Below are 19,309 nucleotides of genomic sequence, written 5' to 3' on the forward strand. Positions count from 1 at the left end.
TAGGAGAGAAAAGATTATGGAAGATCAAGGTAACCTGATTCGTCGCAACGACAAAGTATGGCTCAAAACATACGAAAAACTTGGCATTCAGTATGATATTGATATGCCGCCAGCCAACACCTCATTGATTGATATCATTGAGCAAAACTTTATCAATCATGCAGGCAAAACGGCGTTTGTCTGTATGGATGTTAAGCTGTCTTACGAAGAGTTGGATCTCTATAGTAAACAAGTTGCCGCTTACCTTCAGTCATTAGGACTACAAAAAGGCGATAAAGTGGCAGTAATGATGCCTAATATTTTGCAGCTACCAGTTGCGGTGCTAGGGGTGCTACGTGCTGGTATGACATTGGTCAACGTCAACCCACTTTATACCAGCAAAGAGCTGTCACATCAGTTAACAGATTCAGATACCAAAGTTTTGATTTTGCTTGAGAACTTTGCCAAAACTTATGAAGATATCGGCCAAGACTTAGTCGATCATGTCGTAGTTGCCTCAATGGGTGATATGATGAGTCCGCTCAAGGGCTTTATTGTCAATGCCGTGGTACGTCACGTCAAAAAAATGGTGCCTGCTTATCATATCAAAGGCAGCGTCAAGTTCAAAAAAGCAATGAACCTTTTTTCTGCTAAAAGCTATAAACGTCCTAACAATATCAGCCTCGATGATGTCGCTGTACTTCAGTACACGGGCGGTACGACAGGGGTGGCCAAAGGCGCTATGCTAACGCATGGTAACTTGGTGGCTAACTTGATCCAAAGCGATACCTACTTAGGCGATGCTTTTGATAAGTTTGAGAAGAGTAATGAGCAGCCAGTGATTATGACGGCTCTGCCGCTATATCATATTTTCTCGTTTACGGTCTGCGGTATGTTTGGTCTATACCGTGGTTGTATCGGTCTGCTAGTACCAAACCCACGTGATCTACCAAGCCTTATCAAAGCATATAAAGACTATCCACCTGCGTTTTTTCCAGCAGTAAATACCTTATTTACCGCGCTTGCCAATAACGAAGAATTCCAATCGTTAGATCATAGCAAGCTTGAGATGTCCATGGGCGGCGGTATGGCAGTACTCAAAGACACGGCGACCAAATGGGAGCAGGTAACGGGCAATATCATCGTTCAGGGTTATGGTCTGTCAGAGACCTCGCCAGTTGCCTCAGCGAACCCGCATGGTACGGGTAAGTTCTCAGGAAACATCGGCTTGCCAATGCCTGCCACTGATATGGCTGTCTTGGATGAAGAAGGCAATGAAGTGGCCTTGGGTGAGCGTGGTGAGATTAGTATTCGTGGTCCGCAGGTAATGAAAGGCTACTGGAAGCGTGATGACGCGACCGCTGAGGTTATGACGTCTGACGGTTATTTCCGCACAGGCGATATCGGTATCATGGATGAAGACGGTTACTTTAAGATTGTCGATCGCAAAAAAGACATGATTTTGGTCTCAGGCTTCAACGTGTATCCAAATGAAGTAGAAGACGCCATGTCCACCCATCCAAAAATTTTGGAATGCGGGGTTATTGGCATTGATGATGAGAAGAGTGGTGAAGTGCCCAAAATTTATGTGGTACGTAGTGACGCCAGTCTGACCGCAGAGGAAGTCATTGAGTATGGCAAAGAAAACCTAACTGGCTACAAACGTCCTCGCCATGTTGAGTTTATTGACGAGCTACCAAAATCGAACGTCGGTAAAATCTTACGTAAAGACTTACGAGCACTCGAAGAGAAAAACCACGGTTAATCTACGAAGGCTTATGTTTAGATGGGGTTTTATCACTGGCTATTTATAAGTACCTCTATGATTGATTGGTACTTGTAATATGCTGAGTAACCAGATTTAGTTATTGTTATAACCAAAATGATAAGGTTGTCTCGTGCTGCCTTATCATTTTTTGTCTTTGTGCCTGTTGTGAATAGTGAGGCATAAGGAGTATAGATAGAGAATTTTTAGTAAAAATGCTATAGTGCCAGCCAAGAGGTTTTTGCATTTATTTATAATAGAGTGATGATTTTACTCAATATGACTTGCAAAGCGATTACTATAAAAATGATATAGCTACGCTGACCTGTGAGCTCATCTAATACGATTTCACCATGCTGCATCAAACATTACACCATCAAAAAAACAGAGTTTTTATATAAAGTATTCTATGTTTTTAACAGTAATATTTAAGGAAAATTATGACGGACAATATCAATAAAGAGACAACAGATAATAACGCTGGCACCAGTGATAAAGGCAATGCATCTGAGTATATCTATCAAGACAATGCATTCCCTACTATGCCGACTATCGCCAGTGACAGTCCATGGTTGAGCGCTTATGAGCGTTATAGCATTGATGCTACGATTGAGATGCCAGAGGACAGTACCTCTTTACTTGATGTGTTTGAGCGTAATTTTAACCGTTATGGCCAAAAAACGGCCTATATCTGCATGGGCGCCTCGATTAGTTTTAAGCAATTAGACCTATATAGCCGCCAGATTGCCAGTTATTTGCAATCGCTAGGGTTGGTTAAAGGCGATAAGGTTGGGGTTATGATGCCCAACCTCTTGCAGTATCCGATCATCGCGTTAGGTGTCATTCGCGCCGGTATGATACTCGTCAATGTAAACCCTTTATATACCAGTCGCGAATTGTCCCATCAGCTCCGTGACAGTGGTGCCAAAGCCTTATTCATCGTTGAGAATTTTGCGAAAACCTATCAAGATGCCGAAGATAAAGGGCAGATTGAGCATGTTGTCGTCTGTAAGATTGGGGATATGCTGGGTACGGTCAAAGGGGTCGTGGTCAACATCGTCGCTCGTCATATCAAAAAAATGATTCCTCCTTATCGAATCCCAAATAGCGTGAGCTTTAAGGAGGCATTGGGCGCAGTCTCTGCCAGTCATTATGAGCGTCCTGAGTTGAACTTGAGTGATGTGGCATTACTACAATATACAGGCGGGACGACAGGCGTGGCGAAAGGGGCAATGCTATCTCATGGCAACTTAGTCGCCAATATGCTACAGGTTAGTGCACTGATGAATAGTGCGTTCGAAGATGATATAGACAGCAGAGATATCATCTTGACAGCACTGCCGTTGTATCATGTGTTCTCATTTATGGTATGCGGTATATGTAGCATGTACCAGGGTTATACAGGCTTGCTTATTCCTAACCCGCGCGATCTCGATGGGCTTATCAAAGAGATGGGTAAATACAAACCTTCTTTTATCCCAGCTGTGAATACGCTATTTAATGGCTTAGTGCACAAAGACAGCTTTGCAGACCTAGATTTCTCTAATCTAAAAGCCTCTATCGGCGGTGGTATGTCCGTATTGCCGAGCGTTGCCAAAGAGTGGCATAAAATCACAGGTCTACCTATCGTTGAAGGCTATGGATTATCTGAGACGTCACCAGTCGTTGCTTTTAACCCAATGACCATCGCAGAGTTTACTGGCAAGATTGGTATTCCTGCACCTAGCACCGATGTCGTGCTCATCGATGAAGAAGAAAACGTCGTCGCGCTGGGTGATCGCGGTGAGATATGCGTCAAAGGTCCACAAGTGATGATTGGTTATCAAAACCGTCCAAAAGAAACAACCGAGTCCTTTACCGCTAGTGGTTACCTAAAAACCGGTGACATTGGCATCATGGACGAAAAAGGCTTTATCAAAATTGTTGATCGCAAAAAAGACATGATCTTGGTATCTGGTTTTAATGTATATCCAAATGAAATCGAAGAAGCCATGAGTGAGCATCCAGCTGTGGTAGAGTGCGGTGCCATTGGCGTTCCTAATGATGAGCGCGGTGAAGAGCCAAAACTATTTGTGGTCAAAAAAGGCGATGTCACCGAAAAAGAGCTGCTTGAGTACGGCAAAAAACAACTGACTGGCTACAAGCGTCCGCGTCACATACAGTTCGTCGACGAATTACCAAAGTCGAACGTTGGCAAAATCCTACGTAAAGAATTGCGTAAGATGGAAGGCTTAGAATAGCCTCTATCGTCCATTATTGCCTAACTGACGGCGCAATGGCGGGCGTGAATCTTGCCATTGCGCCGCTGTCACGTTAGGATATCTTAAGATTTTAGTCTACCAGATACCTGTCGGTCTGCTTATTAGCCACTGATAGCGTACTTTTATGACACTGCTTTTATAATATTGTACTAGGAATTTTTATGCGTATTGACAATCGTGAACTTGACCAACTTCGTTCTATCAGCTTTGAGCGCCACTATACTAAGCATGCTGAAGGGTCAGTATTGGTCAGTTTTGGCGATACCAAAGTGCTATGTACGGCCAGTGTCGAATCTGGTGTACCGCGCTGGCTCAAAGGTAAAGGTAAAGGTTGGATAACCGCCGAATACGGTATGCTGCCACGCGCAACCAATACTCGCAATCAACGCGAAGCGGCTCGCGGCAAGCAGTCAGGCCGTACGCAGGAAATCCAGCGTCTGATCGGTCGTAGCTTGCGCGCCATGATTGATTTAAGTAAGCTTGGTGAAAACACCATCTATCTTGATTGTGATGTGTTGCAAGCGGATGGCGGTACTCGTACGGCCAGTATCACTGGTGCGGCAGTTGCACTGATCGATGCGTTAGAAACTATCCAAAAGAGCAAAAAACTCAAAGCTGATCCGCTGATTGGATTGGTTGCTGCGGTTTCTGTTGGTATGAAAGGTGGTGAAGCTTATCTGGATCTGAACTACGAAGAAGACTCTAGCTGTGATACCGACCTGAACGTCGTTATGACTCAAAAAGGCGAGTTTATTGAGCTTCAAGGTACTGCTGAAGAAAAGCCATTCACTCGCGCTCAAGCAGACGCCATGCTATCATTGGCTGAAACAGGCATTGCTGAATTGATTAAAATGCAGCAGACTGCACTTGGCTGGTAGTCTGGTATTTAGATAAAATTTGCTGTCTTTATTTTTAGTTTTGATAACTGCCTGTTGGTTTCTGATAGGCAGTTTTTTCATAAAAAACACTTTTTACATTTCGCAATAGGTAACAATGCATGCTCAAGCTGACTGATGATGGCGCTAAAATCACCTTACAGCGTCAGCCGAATAATGCTGACAACGGTATGTTTTGGTTTGGATCTGCATTACTGATAGGGGCGGTGGCAGTTGCTATGGCAATGAGCTTATTGTCTGAGCGATTGGCTATCGGTGCGCTGGCACTGCTTATCGTTGGTAGTTTTATTTTTAACAAAAAACGTCAGCAGCATAAAAAAGCCATGAGTGGCATGATTAGTAGCGGTACATTATGGGTGCGAGCGGATGAGTTGGTACATGACAATCTAGGCAAACGTGAACACATTCATTTGACTGACGACGATAAAGTTGTGCTTATCGGTGATGGGCTGCAGATTGTCGATAGCAGTGAGGCACGCAAGTATCATATTACTGGTTTTGAGAGTGCCCAAGAGGCGAAAGTGACTAAAGCCATATTAGAAGGGCAAGCACTGACAAAACGCCACGTAAATATTAAAATGAGTAGTGATTAGTATTTTTACGCCTCAGTCGCTTGATTCATCAAAAGTCACTCCAGTCTCTATCCTATCTAACACCACCGCGCTTTGTCTTCTTTGACCCTTCTGAACGCTCTTCTTTATTATGACCATTCGTCATGATTTTTATACCGTCTATCGCCAATCTAAGGTGAATAGTTCTTGCAGATGCCTGTCTAAATGGTTTATAAGTAAGATTACAAAATTCAATCTTCACTATTATGCATACTGTCATTGATACTTTTTTGATCAGGAGTTAGTCATGTCGCGTTTGCCTATGTCATCAGTCGCAGCGTCGTGCAGTTTATTATTATTCACTTGTAGCATACAAGCCCATGCAGATAGTATGAGTGCCCTTATCGCTCAAAAGTCCGTCCAGTCTGACTCTAGTGCGCGCTATATGTCTTCTTATCCAGCAGTTCCCTCCGTCAAAGTCAGTACACAATCTACTATTCAACGCGCGCGCTCACCATCATATAGCAATGATAGCATGAGCAGTTATGGCAATCAGCCAGCATTAAGTACCACTTACCGTTATCCTGAAATGCAGCGTCAGTCACCCACCGTGTTGCCAGCATTTTTATCGGGGAGTTATGACAATGTCGATAGCGAGTATTTACCGCTATTGAGTAGTGCGGAGACGCAAAGCAGTATGGCTGCCCGCGAAGTGGTCAGCACGGCACGTAAAATGGCACTGAATGAGCGGACGATTATCAAAGGCGGCTGCTGGGATTATTTGAATGCGGTGTTTAATCGAGCGGGAGTTTCGCGTAATACCATACATAAAGGCACGTATGCGCAAGGGCCTTATGCTAGTAGCAGTGAGATTGAGGCAGGTGACTGGCTTTACTATATTAATCATGGCTACAATGGCATTGAGCACAGTGGACTGTTCGTCGGTTGGGTCGATGAGCGTGCTAAGCAAGCATTGATATTAAGCTATGCTGGTGAAAACCGCCGTGAGCCGGCGCGTTATCGTGTTTATGATTTGAGCAATGTCTATCAAATCATGCGCCCTAGTATTTGATCTATAATATTTGGTAGACAGTCCAAAAAACGAATAAAAAAGCGTCCGTCACTTATGGAAGTGGCGGACGCTTTTTATTGGTAGGTCATCAGTTATAAGCATTTCGACTGGATTTTAGAATGGTTTAACGACCACTAAAATGACAATAATCACCAAGGCAAAAACAGGTACCTCATTAAACCAGCGCCAAAACTTATGGGATTTATAATGAGGGTTATCAATCAGTTTTTTGCGATAAAAGCCGCAAGCGCCATGATAGCCTGATAGCAGTACGACCAATAATAGCTTGACGTGTAGCCAGCCTTGGGTTTTATAAACATCCCAGCCCAGTCCTAGCATCCATAGACCGAAGATCCATGTCGCTATCATCGATGGCGTCATAATACCGCGATACAGCTTGCGCTCCATAATGGCAAAGCGCTCTTGGCTGATGCTATCGTCACTCATCGCATGATAGACAAACAGACGCGGCAAATAAAATATCGCCGCAAACCAGCAGACCACCGAGATGATGTGTGCAGCTTTAATCCAGTTAAAATAATCTGCCATTACTTAATCTCTTATTATCAGCCGTGTAATATCAGGCTTGTTTTCATACATTGTTGTTAGCCGCACACAGCCAAACTAATCGGCCAATACCATCTGCGATTGATGACCGCTCATCGCATCCATCACAGGCAATACTTTGGGCGCTCTTGGTGCGGCAAACTGCTTGGTGAGACCAAGCTCACGCATGAGTCTGTCGTCGCCTGATTGACTGGCATTACCCGTCGTCAATAACTTGTCGCCATAAAAGAAGGAGTTAGCACCCGCCATAAATGCCAAGGCTTGCTCTGAATCTGATAAGCTTTCACGGCCAGCAGACAAACGCACATAACTAGTCGGGCAGCAAATACGTGCCACGGCAATGGTACGAATCCACTCTAGCACTGATAACTGGCCTTCTGCCAATACTTTATCGCCAATCGGTGTGCCTTTAATCGGGACTAGCAGGTTAACAGGAATCGACTCAGGGGCTTTCGGCATTTTTAGGAGCTCATGCACCCAATCAATACGGTCATCCCGGCTCTCACCCATACCAACGATGTTACCACTACAAACATTGATACCAGAGTTGCGTACGTTTTCGATGGTATCTAAGCGCTCATCATAGCTACGCGTGCTGACGACTTGCTCGTAATAGCTGCGCGAGGTATCTAGGTTATGATTGTAATAATCCAGTCCTGCATCCGCGAGTTGCGCCGCTTGATTGGTATCGAGCATACCTAACGTCATGCAAGTCTCAAGTCCTAACGCTTTCACTTCTTTGATGAGCTCGACCACATAAGGCATGTCTTTGGCGCTTGGGTGTTTCCATGCAGCACCCATACAGAAGCGAGATGAACCGGTTGCCTTGGCGCGTTTGGCCGCGGCGATGACTTTATCCACTTCTATGCGTTTTTCTGCCTGCAGTTTCGTCGTATCGCGATGATGACCTGATTGTGAGCAATAGCCACAATCCTCAGGACAGTTACCCGTCTTAATAGACAGTAGCGTACTGATTTGTATTTCGTTAGCGACAAAGTGCTCTCTATGAATGGTCTGGGCTTTTAACAACAAGTCCATCAAAGGCAAATCAAACAACTGAGCGATGTCGTCACGACTGTATGTGCGAGCGGCTTTGTGAGTATCAGGTTGGCTGAGTAGGTCAGTTGTGCTATCGGCGTTTGGTTCAGAGATGCTAAGCAGTCCTGCCATAAGGTAAATCCTTTTATAAAATTAAATGGTATCAGGTAGTATCAATGTATGTGTCTTCAGGTAGTATCAATGTATGTGTCTATTGTCATTTATAAGGTAATAAAAAAGGTTGCCGTATAGTATACCGCAACCTTTTTAGAAAATCAGAACACTGCTAGAGAGCATGTATAATTGTCACAATAGCGCACATAAATAGCAACTATCTAGTTGATCCTATTTCAGCCATTTTACCAGTGAATATCATGCAATGCATTACTCATTTATAGGAAAGGATCAGCTATTTACTTGCCCAATTTATGCTTAGCAAAACCCACCCAGTGCTCAGCAAACTTCTGTGCTTTATACGCATAAGGCTTGGCTTTTTGGAGGTAGGGTTTACACTCTTCTGGAACAGCTGGCACGATATGCTTAGCAAGTTTGTTGAACCACATCATTAGGCTATAGTCACCCTCGATGCTTAGATTGCCTTCTTGCACGGCAGTCATAAATGCAGGCAAGCTACCTTTGGTCAATAGCTTGACGCCCGTCATAGAATCTTTGAAAGTAATGGTCAAATCTGCTGCTTTTGCATGACCACTTTGTTGACTAAATTGTCCATTATCAAAGCGAAAAGAACGCGCGATATCAGATTCGGTGCTGGCAAACTCAATCGTGACATTGCGATCGGCAAAGAGTGCTTTGACGTCTTCGTTGTCGCTATCAGCGAGCATGGACAGACGATAGCCAACCACGGCTAGCAGCGCATCTAATGGGTCAGATTTGATATCTAATACAGGAATAGTAAACATAGTGGAACTCCTAAAGAATGGGGCATAAAAATAAATCGTACTTTATACCAGTTTCTATGATAAATACATCATTAGATTATAACCTACTGAGTGATTTCAACTCTTTAGGAGTTAAGTAGAAAGCGTTAAGTATCTTGTAACATTAAATATCACTGTTATGGGTAGGGTATTCATATCAGTATGGCAGTATCAATGAAAGCGTGGCTTATAATCATCATCGTAAACAGGCGTATGTTCGACATAGCGAGCCGCTTCTAACTTGCGCTGCCGACTGACTGCATGACTCACATCCTCGTAGCGTAGTGCTCGGTATAGTACCCAGCCGGCCAAAGGTAACCAGCTGATTCCCATCGCGATGACGTAACGGTGCCATTCCGAAAGCGCAGACAGCATCGGACGACCTACCAAGATATTCTGTATCATCTCAACAGCCAACCAGTAGACCATACCACCAAATAGATATAGCAACAGCCAACGCTGCGATGATAGAGCGAGCGCCACGATCATACCTGCCAGTAAGCTATAGCCTAGCCATGCTGAGCTGCTCCACATCTCTACGCCAATAAAAGAAAAAATAGTCATTGCCATCATTCATCTCGCTATTCATAAGGTGAACTCCAATGAGACTATTATGGAAGGTTGCTGAGCAAAGCTAAAGAGGCGCTAGGCGACTTTGCGACAACCGTTGACGTTTGATTTTTTAGATTAAGGTTGCTTTTTTTTGGATAGCTTGTACGATTTTTAATCGTTAGCTGGTAGGCTAAGCGCCGCAAAAAAGGGCGCTTATATTGGGGAGGGTAGGAGCCGTTGTAATGGTTCAAACAGAGGCTTTTTAATCAAATATTTACACACAGAGGATCAACAGTTAAGCCTTATTGGTTCGTCTGCCCCACCAAGATAGTAACGACACCAAAATAGCACCAAGTAGCATAAGACCAACTGTGGTCAGCCAGTGGGGACCAGTAGGATACTGCCATGGCATAACGTTATTGATCGCCTCGCTGTTAAGAGCGCCTAATACATCTACTTTCCATGGCCATACCTTGACCAAAGAGCCGGCAATAAAACCGGTCAGCAATGCCAAGGTGGCTTGATAGTAGCGGGCTAATAACCATTTTAGAGCACGGGTAAATAATAACAATCCAGTTGCCATGCCCGCCATCACAGTTAATAGTACCGTAAAGTTAAGAGTATGCACGGCTTCCAATACGGTATCGTAGGCACCTAGCAACAACAATATAAAAGACCCTGAGACCCCAGGCAATATCATGGCGCAAATCGCAATCGCGCCTGCAAAAAATAAGTACGGTAAGCTAGGTGTCGCCGCGAGTAATGGCAGACTACTAATGACCACAGCAGCAATGAGTCCGGCAGCAAACAGCGCCACACGTCCTATATTCCAGCGCTTAATCTCACTTAATAAGATAAATACCGTTGCGACCACCAATCCAAAAAAGAACGACCAAATAAGCAGTGGTTGATTGTCTAGCAAATATTTGATAATACCAGCCAAGGTAGCAAAACTCGTCGCAATACCAAGTATCAAACACAATAAAAATGTCGCATCAACTTGTCGCCATACCGCAGCGAGTCCTTTGATTCCGCCGTCTTGTCGAAATATCTGCCAAAGGTTGGGGCCGATACTACTGAGCGCATTAATCAGGCGCTCATAAATCCCTGCAATCAATGCAATAGTGCCACCAGAGACACCAGGAACGATATCAGCAGCACCCATCGCCATGCCTTTGATATAAACCCCTAGCAGCTCTTTTGGGTTATTCGTATACACAGGGACAGAGACGGGGACCGTGCTTGCGTCTAATGGCTCTGCTACTGACGGCTGGTTTGGCCGTGGGGATTGTGGTGCCGTCATGAACAGTCCTTTATTATCTGAGAATAAATGTTATCTAAAAATAAATATCTGGCGTTATTACAACGAAACGTACTTAAAAATTAAAGCAACATCATTTTATGAAACATGTGTTAACGCATAAAAGCTGGCTTAATGAGACAGACATTAACCCAGCTTAACGGATGATATAGAATACTTAGCGATTACTGAGTAGGAGCGAGCGCTGGATAGCCAAGTGCATAAAGCGTCCCTTCAAGTCCTGTCACATTGATCGCGGCATCAGCACGTGCTTGCACGATGGGCTTGGCATGATAAGCCACTCCTAAATCGGCAAGCGCCATCATCGGCAAGTCATTAGCCCCATCGCCGACACAGACCACTTGCGACATCTCGATCCCCAAGCGCTCAGCCGTATGCTCGACAATCGCGGCTTTTTTGGCACCATTGATAATAGGAAGCTGTATGTGACCGGTCACTTTTCCTTCTTCGATGTCTAAGGCATTGGCATGGACTTCGTCAATCCCTAACTGCTCAGCGATATAGCGGGCAAAGTAAGTAAAGCCACCTGACACCAGTACCGTATGGTAGCCCAAGGCTTTTAACGCACTAATGGTGGTACGGGCACCGACCGATAACGTCAAGCGGTTGCAAATATCATCAAGCACATCGGTAGAGATACCTTTTAATAAGGCCACGCGCTGAGCAAATGATTCATCAAAGTCAATTTCACCACGCATCGCCGCCTCAGTAATGGCTTCAACTTGCTCACCAATACCAGCCGTTTTTGCCAGCTCTACAATGACCTCTTGTTCAATCAACGTCGAATCCATGTCAAAACAGGCAAGCTTGTGAGTACGTAGCATATGACCGACCGATAGGATGTGACAATCGACGATGTCTAGATTGCCTGTACTATCCGCACTGCGTGTGCGGTTGTATTCTTCAGACAAGTCATGGCGCAGACGAGTGGTCAGCTGATCGTCAATGATGTGAGCGGCGGCGGTCTTTTTGCCAGGGTGCATCAGCGTATCGGTCACAGGTACCAACAAATAGCGGTATACTTGAGCATTGGTAAAGGGCAGACGCTGTGCATCGGCTGCCGTTGGCTCTGTATCAGAGACCGTAATATTAACAAAGCTCGCCTCAGTATCCTCAGCGACCGTCACCAAATGCCAACTTGGCTGCTCATCGACCCAAGACTGAACATATTGATGAATGTCCATCGCTGATACTTGAGTAGGCAGCACGACAATGAGCGCAAAAACAGGCAGCGACTGTAGCGCATCAAAATCTCGCAGATTGGTATCATCAGGTAATAATTCTGCAATAGAGTCGACGGCTTGTTGCCATGCTTTGCTGTCTTTTGGTAACGAATAAGATGTATTTTTTGGCATGGCTCAATTGTCCCTTGTATGCTCATATAAGATTGGGAATAATAACAGTTTTACTGAGCAGCGCCTATAGATGACATGCAAAGTATCATGGGTGTTCAAAAATGCTTATCAGCGCCTAAAATCTGCTGAAATGCAACAAAGTTATTATGATAAATTTATAAATCGACTAACGCTATAAGACTTATTATGGTGATATAGTAGATGACTTAAACTGGCCCCTTGGTAACGATGCTGTGGCAAAAATAGCAGCGATAATCATGAGGCAGCGCGCGATAGTATCATCGTTCAAACTTAGCTCAATAAATAAGTGCCATTTTACATAGTAGCATTTTATATGATGACTGATTTCTATGAAATACTATCGATTTTCCGTGAATATCGATCAATATTCGCGCATTACAATTGTTCAAAAATTAGCCAAAAAATGAGCAATAGACTCGTTTTTTAATTTCTTTTCTCCAAAAAAGTTTAACATATCATGACGTATTTAGCGCCGCGGCAAGGGTTGTTTGCCATTATTCTTCTGGTTAGTTTTTGTTTGCAGACGCTGTTGTTGGTCATCAGTACCGACCAGCAGCTGAGTAAAAGTCGTGCGTTAAAAGGCGAGCAAATGGTCGCCCAGCTGATTGATGAAGCAAGGTTGTCTTTAGAAAACAAAGACCGTGTCAGTCTCAGTGTGATTGCTAACCGCTATACCAGCGAGCAGGACGTAACAAGAATACTGATTAAAGACAATAAAGACGATATTTTGGTGCCTGTGGGCAACGCACCGATGCAGCAAGGCGATACGATTCGCCAAATCGCAACTAACGGCGATGCGGTGATTGGTAGCGTTGCACTGACGTTAAAAGACGTTAGTAAAGGTGAAATCATCGCGATGCAGTGGCCGTTTGTGATTGGCACTATGTTGCTGCATTTATTACTGTGGTTAATCTACGGTTATCTTGCTCGTCCTACCAAAGAGCAAATCAGTGCGCTGAGCCGTAATATTCAGGACTTGTATCGCGAGCAGTACAATCAGGGCGATCAGCGCGGCTACAGCCGTGATCTTGAGCGCGGCACGACTGGCAGTCTAGCTGATGGTACTCCAAGCGATAGTCAAATGGCTGGTTTGGCTGCCAAGAGCGAGACAGCTGGCAATGCAGCACAGGCGCGTCCGTTCAATGTACATAACGAAGTCAATGAGTACCTAAGAACACAGCAAAACCAAAGCAGCAGCGACGAAACTGGCAGTCTAACAGCTACGTCTGAAGGCGATATTGAAGACAAGGTTGTTAGCACCGCAAAGCGTCATAGTTCGCAATCTGGTGGTCAGACGTCTAAATTGTCTGCCACACGCGCAGTCGATAGCGTGAGAGTGCAAATCCTCTTTCATGATGAGTTCAATATGCTTGAGCGCCTTGCGCCAGCGCAGCGCCTGCCTTATCTAGCGCTATGTACGCAGCTGCTCAATCAAGCCGTGACCGAACTACTCAAACAGCCATTACTACTGGGTGTCAGTGCGACCAATGAGGCACACTTTGAGGACGATGGTGCAAGCGTGGTGCTAAAAGCGGACAACAGCCATGCCAAAGTAGCACTGGCTGGGGTCATGCTTGCCAAGCTGTACTTGATGCTCAACAAAATCATTCATGACAAGCATATCGAGCTGTCGCGCTTTGCACTACCAGCAAAAGCAGGCGTGAGTGATGAGGCGCAGTCAGAGCCCATGACCCATCTACTACAGAGCATCGGTAAAAAAGAGCAACTGTTGATATTGCTGCCAGCTGCTGGTCTCAAACAAATCAGTAACCATGTACAGGTCCATAGCATCATGCGCCCAACCACTGTCTATGAGCGCGAGTGTGCGATATTCGATGGCGGGAACGACGCGATGATTCAGCGTTTGGCAGATGTTCGTAATGCCGTGCTCATGATTGAAGACGAAGATGAGTCAGCGACATAGCAGTATTAACATGGGTCATTTATACTACAATTGTCCATTATATAACTGGTATCATAGTCTTGGTACTCAGGCTGAAATGTGACATATTAAGAAAAAGGATTGACAACATTCAATAGAGACTTTATAAGGCATATATATTGATGTGTTTTTAATACCCTTGCCTAAAAATGATAGGAGTTTGTCATGAGTGACGCTGATATTGACGACGATTTTGATGATGATTTTGTCGACGATGATGACGCAAAGATGGTTGAAGAAGCTGAGACAAGTGTACGTACGCGTTTAAGTAGTCTTGAGAAGCGTCGACTGATCGATAATTTGTTAGAAGAGAAGCGTTTGGCTAAAGAATTAAAAGATGATCTAGATGATATAGACAATTTTGATGAAGATGGTGATGATTGGGATGACGACGATTTTTAATTCATTGGCATCATTGTCTAAGCTGACTAAAGTCCTCTAATGATTGACCATCATCTAATCAGTCATATAGGTTGCCAGATGCTTATTACTTTTTATAAACGTGTGTAACCCGCTCTATTGAATGATATTTACGTTGTAAAGGCTGCTTGTTTTTCACTATTCAAGCAGCCTTTGTTTTAAAACCCTTTTGCCTTTAACCGATCGATCACTGTGATTGACGTTGGCTATCTCTCAAGGACTGTTAAGCCATGAATAACCAATTAAGTTTTGATGAACTGCTCGATTATTTGGACAACCAAGAGAGCCAGTTCGTGCTCGATAGTGTCGCCGCGCATGGGTTTTTGACAGCGACGGTCATTGGTCGCCCACTCCCTAACTGGATGGACGCGCTTTTTGAGGGTCATGTGAGTGAGATTCCAGAAAACGTCATCGATGGTATTCAGCGCTGGCGTGACTCGATCATGGCTGAGCTAAAAAACGAGACTCCGATTGAGCTGCCATTTGGTGAAGATGCTGGTGACGAAGAAGTGGCGGTTGATTTTTCAGATGAGTCAGATATTGTGGCTTGGTCGATTGGTTTTATTGATGCCATGTATGGCGATGAAGCAAGTGATTGGTTTGAAGACGAAGAGACAGCAGAAGACGTGGCTGTGTTGACCTTACCAATGATTGTATTAAGCGGCATTGATGATGAAGATCCAGAGCTAGAAGCAATGCGTCGCGATGAAGATAAGATGGTTCAAATGGCCAACAGCATCGAAGGCAATTTGACCGAGCTGTTTTTGTTGTTTCATACCAATGACTAGTCATTCTAAAAGACAGTACTGCTGATAGTACTGTCTTTTATTTATACTGCATCATGCAGCTCTGGTCATTCTTTTAGATACATTATAAGTCACCGATAAGGTCTTACTATGGCTGTGCAACTCTCCAATCTTGAACACTTACCTAATTATCAAATTACCGAGCGCTTAGATGTTGTGTATGGCAGTACGGTGCGCTCAAAGCATGTGGGCAAAGACTTGTTTGCTGGGCTAAAAAACATCGTTGGCGGCGAGCTGACCGCTTATACCGAGCTGTTAGAAGAGTCACGCCAAGAAGCGATCGATCGCATGATTGTCAAGGCAGAAGCGCTTGGTGCTGATGCTGTCGTCGGCTTGCGTTTCTCTACCTCTAGTATCGCACAAGGGGCTTCTGAGCTGTTTGTTTATGGAACAGCGGTCAAAGCGGTACCAGTATCGCAGCAGTTCCAGAACCCACCAAGCGATAATCACTATCCGTCCGGTCAAACACCCAACCCTCAAGTCCAGACTGCGCCAGAGGATTTACCGCGTTTTAATCCTTTTGGTTGATCTTAGCGCTTTAAAAGCTGTAGCACTAAAAACAACAATGTTAAAAACCGTAATGATTTTTATAATGAGAAACGTCCCATGAATGACTCACTCACGCAAGTGCTTATCAATTATGGGCCGTTTATCTTTTTATTCGCCGCTGGTTGGTTTTTTGGCTCACGTCACGAGCGTCAGCATTTGGCTCAGCTCAGCATAGAAGAGCAGGCGTTAGGGGATATTACAGTTTCAAGCGAGCGTTTCTACCGTCCTGAGCTGGCTGTCGGTAGTGAGGGCGAGCTGGTACTGGGCAGCGTGGTCATAGCTCAAGATTACTTTAAGATGATTATTGCTCGCGTGCTTAGTCTCTTTGGCAAAAACCTAACCACCTATGAGACCCTGCTTGATCGCGCGCGCCGTGAGGCAATCGTCCGTATGCGTACACAAGCGAAAGCTAAAGGCTGCACTCATATTTATGGTGTACGTCTAGAAGTCACTAACATCAACCAATTGGGCAGTATGGTAGAAGCCATTGCTTATGGCACGGCGGTCATCAGTACTGATCACACACCTATCGTTTCTGCTACACACACATCGCCTGCACGTGTACCTTCTGCACGTCCTAGCATCTCTTAATACCTTGTAGCACTGCTATTTAGATTCTCCTCTGTGGTTGTCGCAGCACAAAACCCAACGCTGACTGACCAGTAGTCAGAAAAATCAAATACATACACTTTTACAACGATATACTGACTTTCAATGTTTCGACATTTTTTGGGTGTATGTCAGTAGTGATGATTCCAAAAAGTGTTGTGTACAAAGTGTCGTATAAAAACGCTGACAATGTCGGTGGCTTTTACCCAAGATATCAGCAGGATTGGCTGATTGAGCATCATAACGTTGTCATAAACCTGCCCGTGTAAGGGTTATATCTACAAGGATGTAGTTATGGAAGGTGTGGAGTTAATCACGTTTGTCAATTCAAAAGTCATTCCCATTAGTATTTTTTTGATCATGATGGGAATGGGGTTGTCCTTAGTTACCAATGACTTTAAAAGAGTCGTCAAATATCCCAAAGCAGTCGCAATCGGACTGACCAATCAGCTACTATTCTTACCATTGGTCGGTTTTGCCTTGGCAACTTTCATGTCACTCGAGCCTGAGTATGCCGTTGGCGTTATGCTGCTAGTACTGTGTCCTGGTGGCACGACATCTAACTTATTTACTTATTTGGCAAAAGGGGATGTCGCGCTTTCGGTCACGATGACGGCGATCGCCAGTGTTATCACCGTCTTTACCATTCCTATCGTGCTGAGTTTTTCGCTCGTGTACTTCATGGGTGCTGGTAGTGAGTTTCAGTTGCCAGTCGCCAAGACCATGATCAGCTTGATTACTCTGACGATACTGCCAGTTAGTATTGGTATGCTCATCAAACGCTATGCGGCAAGCTTCGCCGATAAGGCACAGGTGATGGTGTCTCGTTTTGGTGTGATATTTTTGAGCTTCTTGGTAATTTTTTTAGGATATGTGCAAAGAGATATTTTGGTCGAGGCCTTAGTTGCCACTGGCCCTGTATCGCTTATATTGAACGTATCGACGATGGCGCTTGGTTATTACACCAGTAAATGGTTCGGTCTAAATCCTGCGCAGAGAAGATCAATCACCATGGAAGTGGGTCTACAAAACAGTACGCTGTCGATGTTTATGGCATTGACGCTGCTCGCTAACTATAAGATGTCGTTGACTCCAGCTATTTATACGCTAATCATGTTCTTAACCGCAGGTATCATGGTCAGAGTATTTACCGCGCAACACAATAAAGCGAATAGAGTAGACAGAGAAAATAGCGTATTGGCTGCAAGAAGAATGTAGTTTAATCAGAATGTAAGCCGCAGTGCATTGCTAAGTACGCAGTGCACGACCCAATAAAATAAGCCCACAATATACTTTTTATGATGAGAGTTATTGTGGGCTGTTATATTTATCATGGTTTCTTAAAGTGTGTGGGTTGATTCAATACGGATAGCATCGCTCAACGCTAAAATCTGCGCCTATCTACTTCTGCTCGTGCCTCAGCGGCCTGCTCTTTGACCCTTTCAATTTCAAACAAGAATGTGCGGTTTTTGAGTACCGCGACAAATACCACGCCGCCGACCGTATTGCCCACCAAGACCACGACTAAAAATATCAAATAGTGCCATAGGCTGACCGTATTGCCATACAGCAATGCTGAAAACACTTCAATATTGCCAACGATACTGTGATGCAGACCCAAAAACCCGATACTACCAGTGATAATGGAAACCAAAACAATACGGCTAAGGGTATCGCGTGCAGATGTGACTAGCCATGCCGCCACGCCCATCATCCAACCTGCCAGTACCGCACTACCAAAGATGACCCACCACTCAAACCCTAAGATATGCTCAGCGTAAGCATCGATAGCATGGTCGGTAAACAGATGCATATGCAGCCCCAAACCAATTATTAAAGCGGCAAACAAACAGCCACCGACGATGTTACCAGCGATAACGATGCCCCATAGACGCAGCAGCTTATGCAGTGGTTCAATCTTGTTTAGCACAGGTAGACTGAGTAGGGAGGTCTGCTCAGTGAATAATAACGACTGACCAATCACCACGATAATAAAGCCGATCGGATAGAGCAGGGAGGACAGTACCATCGCATAGCGACTCGGCAGCACATCATTAAGTAAGGCAAACGCCGATAAAATCACAAAAAAGCTGATACCAATCTCAAGCCCAGCTGTAAAGGCGCTGGTAAACAGCGAGCCAAGCGAGCGCTCAAAGGTTTCTTTGGCATGGATGACTTGCTCCACCAAAATACTGGCATAGCTTTTCGCTTGGCTTAAATTATCGTCACTGGCAACTTTTTAATGGTTTCTTTGTCTTCGTCGCTGATTTCTTCTGGCAGGTCATCATTGTCTAAATCTTCGGTGGCTTTTATATGATCATCTGCGTGGCTATGCGTATGAATATCTATATCGTTGTTTTCAGGAGTGTGACTGTGCTGTAGCGTATGACTGTGCGCCATATTGTCTTTTTTATGAGGATCGCTTACATCATCATCCTGAGATGAATGACTGGTGGTACTCACGCGCGCGCTATCTGGTAGGATATCCTGAGCATCCTGACGACGGCTTTGGTTAGGTCTGTTATTTTGGGACAAGGGTGATTCACTGTTGGTCGGCTGGTATATGGATAGAGCTGATACAACGCTATCGATGCTATTTTAGCGTATGACTGTGGTAGGTTCTGTTGAGTGTTTAACCAATTGCGGTTATTAATTGTTCGATAACGG

At 44.6% G+C, this 19,309-nt stretch carries 19 protein-coding genes; 11 read left to right on the plus strand and 8 right to left on the minus strand.

Going from position 1 to position 19,309, the window contains the following annotated elements:
• The first annotated feature begins 16 nt into the window (after positions 1–16).
• The 5 genes from GYK50_RS01970 to GYK50_RS01990 all read left to right on the plus strand — a co-directional run bounded on the left by GYK50_RS01970 (position 17) and on the right by GYK50_RS01990 (position 6,524).
• Positions 17–1,744, plus strand: coding sequence for an AMP-binding protein (locus tag GYK50_RS01970; RefSeq protein WP_212564156.1), 1,728 nt, complete (start codon positions 17–19; stop codon positions 1,742–1,744).
• A 440-nt stretch (positions 1,745–2,184) separates the two neighbouring features.
• Positions 2,185–3,984: an AMP-binding protein gene (locus GYK50_RS01975; RefSeq protein WP_212564157.1), complete on the plus strand. Its 1,800-nt coding sequence runs from the start codon at positions 2,185–2,187 to the stop codon at positions 3,982–3,984.
• Between the two features lie 182 nt (positions 3,985–4,166).
• On the plus strand, positions 4,167–4,883 hold the full coding sequence (gene rph / locus GYK50_RS01980) for a ribonuclease PH (RefSeq protein ID WP_093069240.1): 717 nt from the start codon (positions 4,167–4,169) through the stop codon (positions 4,881–4,883).
• A 119-nt stretch (positions 4,884–5,002) separates the two neighbouring features.
• Complete coding sequence (locus GYK50_RS01985; RefSeq protein WP_186473599.1) at positions 5,003–5,494, plus strand: hypothetical protein; 492 nt, start codon at positions 5,003–5,005, stop codon at positions 5,492–5,494.
• Between the two features lie 265 nt (positions 5,495–5,759).
• Positions 5,760–6,524 carry a hypothetical protein gene (locus GYK50_RS01990; protein WP_186473601.1) on the plus strand — a complete coding sequence of 255 codons (765 nt, stop codon included), beginning with the start codon at positions 5,760–5,762 and terminating at the stop codon, positions 6,522–6,524.
• Positions 6,525–6,638: 114 nt separating this feature from the next.
• Here the strand turns inward: GYK50_RS01990 and hemJ are convergent, their stop codons facing one another.
• From hemJ to serB, 6 genes are all read right to left on the minus strand, one after another.
• Complete coding sequence (gene hemJ / locus GYK50_RS01995) at positions 6,639–7,073, minus strand: protoporphyrinogen oxidase HemJ (protein WP_186473602.1); 435 nt, start codon at positions 7,071–7,073, stop codon at positions 6,639–6,641.
• A 75-nt stretch (positions 7,074–7,148) separates the two neighbouring features.
• The gene (bioB, locus tag GYK50_RS02000; protein WP_071002948.1) at positions 7,149–8,261 is read right to left on the minus strand and encodes a biotin synthase BioB; all 1,113 of its coding nucleotides are present in this window, start codon (positions 8,259–8,261) and stop codon (positions 7,149–7,151) included.
• 281 nt (positions 8,262–8,542) lie between these two features.
• Positions 8,543–9,049 (minus strand): SCP2 sterol-binding domain-containing protein, encoded by a 507-nt coding sequence (locus GYK50_RS02005; RefSeq protein ID WP_071002949.1) that lies wholly within the window; start codon positions 9,047–9,049, stop codon positions 8,543–8,545.
• 189 nt (positions 9,050–9,238) lie between these two features.
• Positions 9,239–9,631 carry an AciT family ciprofloxacin tolerance protein gene (gene aciT / locus GYK50_RS02010; protein WP_227517140.1) on the minus strand — a complete coding sequence of 131 codons (393 nt, stop codon included), beginning with the start codon at positions 9,629–9,631 and terminating at the stop codon, positions 9,239–9,241.
• 283 nt (positions 9,632–9,914) lie between these two features.
• On the minus strand, positions 9,915–10,922 hold the full coding sequence (locus GYK50_RS02015) for a DUF368 domain-containing protein (protein WP_186473604.1): 1,008 nt from the start codon (positions 10,920–10,922) through the stop codon (positions 9,915–9,917).
• 182 nt (positions 10,923–11,104) lie between these two features.
• The gene (gene serB / locus GYK50_RS02020; RefSeq protein ID WP_186473606.1) at positions 11,105–12,295 is read right to left on the minus strand and encodes a phosphoserine phosphatase SerB; all 1,191 of its coding nucleotides are present in this window, start codon (positions 12,293–12,295) and stop codon (positions 11,105–11,107) included.
• A gap of 478 nt (positions 12,296–12,773) precedes the next feature.
• Here serB and GYK50_RS02025 point away from each other — a divergent pair, with 478 nt between their 5' ends.
• The 6 genes from GYK50_RS02025 to GYK50_RS02050 all read left to right on the plus strand — a co-directional run bounded on the left by GYK50_RS02025 (position 12,774) and on the right by GYK50_RS02050 (position 17,860).
• The gene (locus GYK50_RS02025; RefSeq protein WP_212564158.1) at positions 12,774–14,240 is read left to right on the plus strand and encodes a hypothetical protein; all 1,467 of its coding nucleotides are present in this window, start codon (positions 12,774–12,776) and stop codon (positions 14,238–14,240) included.
• A 183-nt stretch (positions 14,241–14,423) separates the two neighbouring features.
• A complete protein-coding gene (locus GYK50_RS02030; RefSeq protein WP_057761656.1) occupies positions 14,424–14,660 on the plus strand; it encodes a PA3496 family putative envelope integrity protein in 237 nt (78 codons plus the stop codon).
• A gap of 248 nt (positions 14,661–14,908) precedes the next feature.
• The gene (locus GYK50_RS02035; RefSeq protein ID WP_212564159.1) at positions 14,909–15,466 is read left to right on the plus strand and encodes a UPF0149 family protein; all 558 of its coding nucleotides are present in this window, start codon (positions 14,909–14,911) and stop codon (positions 15,464–15,466) included.
• A 108-nt stretch (positions 15,467–15,574) separates the two neighbouring features.
• Positions 15,575–16,012 carry a YbjQ family protein gene (locus GYK50_RS02040; RefSeq protein WP_186473610.1) on the plus strand — a complete coding sequence of 146 codons (438 nt, stop codon included), beginning with the start codon at positions 15,575–15,577 and terminating at the stop codon, positions 16,010–16,012.
• A 78-nt stretch (positions 16,013–16,090) separates the two neighbouring features.
• The gene (locus GYK50_RS02045; protein WP_212564160.1) at positions 16,091–16,624 is read left to right on the plus strand and encodes a YbjQ family protein; all 534 of its coding nucleotides are present in this window, start codon (positions 16,091–16,093) and stop codon (positions 16,622–16,624) included.
• Between the two features lie 312 nt (positions 16,625–16,936).
• The gene (locus tag GYK50_RS02050) at positions 16,937–17,860 is read left to right on the plus strand and encodes a bile acid:sodium symporter family protein (RefSeq protein WP_212564161.1); all 924 of its coding nucleotides are present in this window, start codon (positions 16,937–16,939) and stop codon (positions 17,858–17,860) included.
• A gap of 166 nt (positions 17,861–18,026) precedes the next feature.
• On the opposite strand, the gene GYK50_RS02055 is transcribed toward GYK50_RS02050, so the two are convergent.
• Positions 18,027–18,827, minus strand: coding sequence for a formate/nitrite transporter family protein (locus tag GYK50_RS02055; protein ID WP_227674151.1), 801 nt, complete (start codon positions 18,825–18,827; stop codon positions 18,027–18,029).
• 29 nt (positions 18,828–18,856) lie between these two features.
• Complete coding sequence (locus GYK50_RS12775) at positions 18,857–19,177, minus strand: hypothetical protein (protein ID WP_227674120.1); 321 nt, start codon at positions 19,175–19,177, stop codon at positions 18,857–18,859.
• Between the last annotated feature and the right edge of the window lie 132 nt (positions 19,178–19,309).

The sequence above is a fragment of the Psychrobacter pacificensis genome, from assembly GCF_018336615.1.
GTDB lineage: Bacteria > Pseudomonadota > Gammaproteobacteria > Pseudomonadales > Moraxellaceae > Psychrobacter > Psychrobacter pacificensis.

Coding starts and splice junctions, on each gene's coding strand:
- GYK50_RS01970 (WP_212564156.1), top strand. CDS start 17: ATGGAAGATCAAGGTAACCTGATTCGTCGCAACGACAAAGTATGGCTC.
- GYK50_RS01975 (WP_212564157.1), top strand. CDS start 2,185: ATGACGGACAATATCAATAAAGAGACAACAGATAATAACGCTGGCACC.
- rph (WP_093069240.1), top strand. CDS start 4,167: ATGCGTATTGACAATCGTGAACTTGACCAACTTCGTTCTATCAGCTTT.
- GYK50_RS01985 (WP_186473599.1), top strand. CDS start 5,003: ATGCTCAAGCTGACTGATGATGGCGCTAAAATCACCTTACAGCGTCAG.
- GYK50_RS01990 (WP_186473601.1), top strand. CDS start 5,760: ATGTCGCGTTTGCCTATGTCATCAGTCGCAGCGTCGTGCAGTTTATTA.
- hemJ (WP_186473602.1), bottom strand. CDS start 7,073: ATGGCAGATTATTTTAACTGGATTAAAGCTGCACACATCATCTCGGTG.
- bioB (WP_071002948.1), bottom strand. CDS start 8,261: ATGGCAGGACTGCTTAGCATCTCTGAACCAAACGCCGATAGCACAACT.
- GYK50_RS02005 (WP_071002949.1), bottom strand. CDS start 9,049: ATGTTTACTATTCCTGTATTAGATATCAAATCTGACCCATTAGATGCG.
- aciT (WP_227517140.1), bottom strand. CDS start 9,631: ATGACTATTTTTTCTTTTATTGGCGTAGAGATGTGGAGCAGCTCAGCA.
- GYK50_RS02015 (WP_186473604.1), bottom strand. CDS start 10,922: ATGACGGCACCACAATCCCCACGGCCAAACCAGCCGTCAGTAGCAGAG.
- serB (WP_186473606.1), bottom strand. CDS start 12,295: ATGCCAAAAAATACATCTTATTCGTTACCAAAAGACAGCAAAGCATGG.
- GYK50_RS02025 (WP_212564158.1), top strand. CDS start 12,774: ATGACGTATTTAGCGCCGCGGCAAGGGTTGTTTGCCATTATTCTTCTG.
- GYK50_RS02030 (WP_057761656.1), top strand. CDS start 14,424: ATGAGTGACGCTGATATTGACGACGATTTTGATGATGATTTTGTCGAC.
- GYK50_RS02035 (WP_212564159.1), top strand. CDS start 14,909: ATGAATAACCAATTAAGTTTTGATGAACTGCTCGATTATTTGGACAAC.
- GYK50_RS02040 (WP_186473610.1), top strand. CDS start 15,575: ATGGCTGTGCAACTCTCCAATCTTGAACACTTACCTAATTATCAAATT.
- GYK50_RS02045 (WP_212564160.1), top strand. CDS start 16,091: ATGAATGACTCACTCACGCAAGTGCTTATCAATTATGGGCCGTTTATC.
- GYK50_RS02050 (WP_212564161.1), top strand. CDS start 16,937: ATGGAAGGTGTGGAGTTAATCACGTTTGTCAATTCAAAAGTCATTCCC.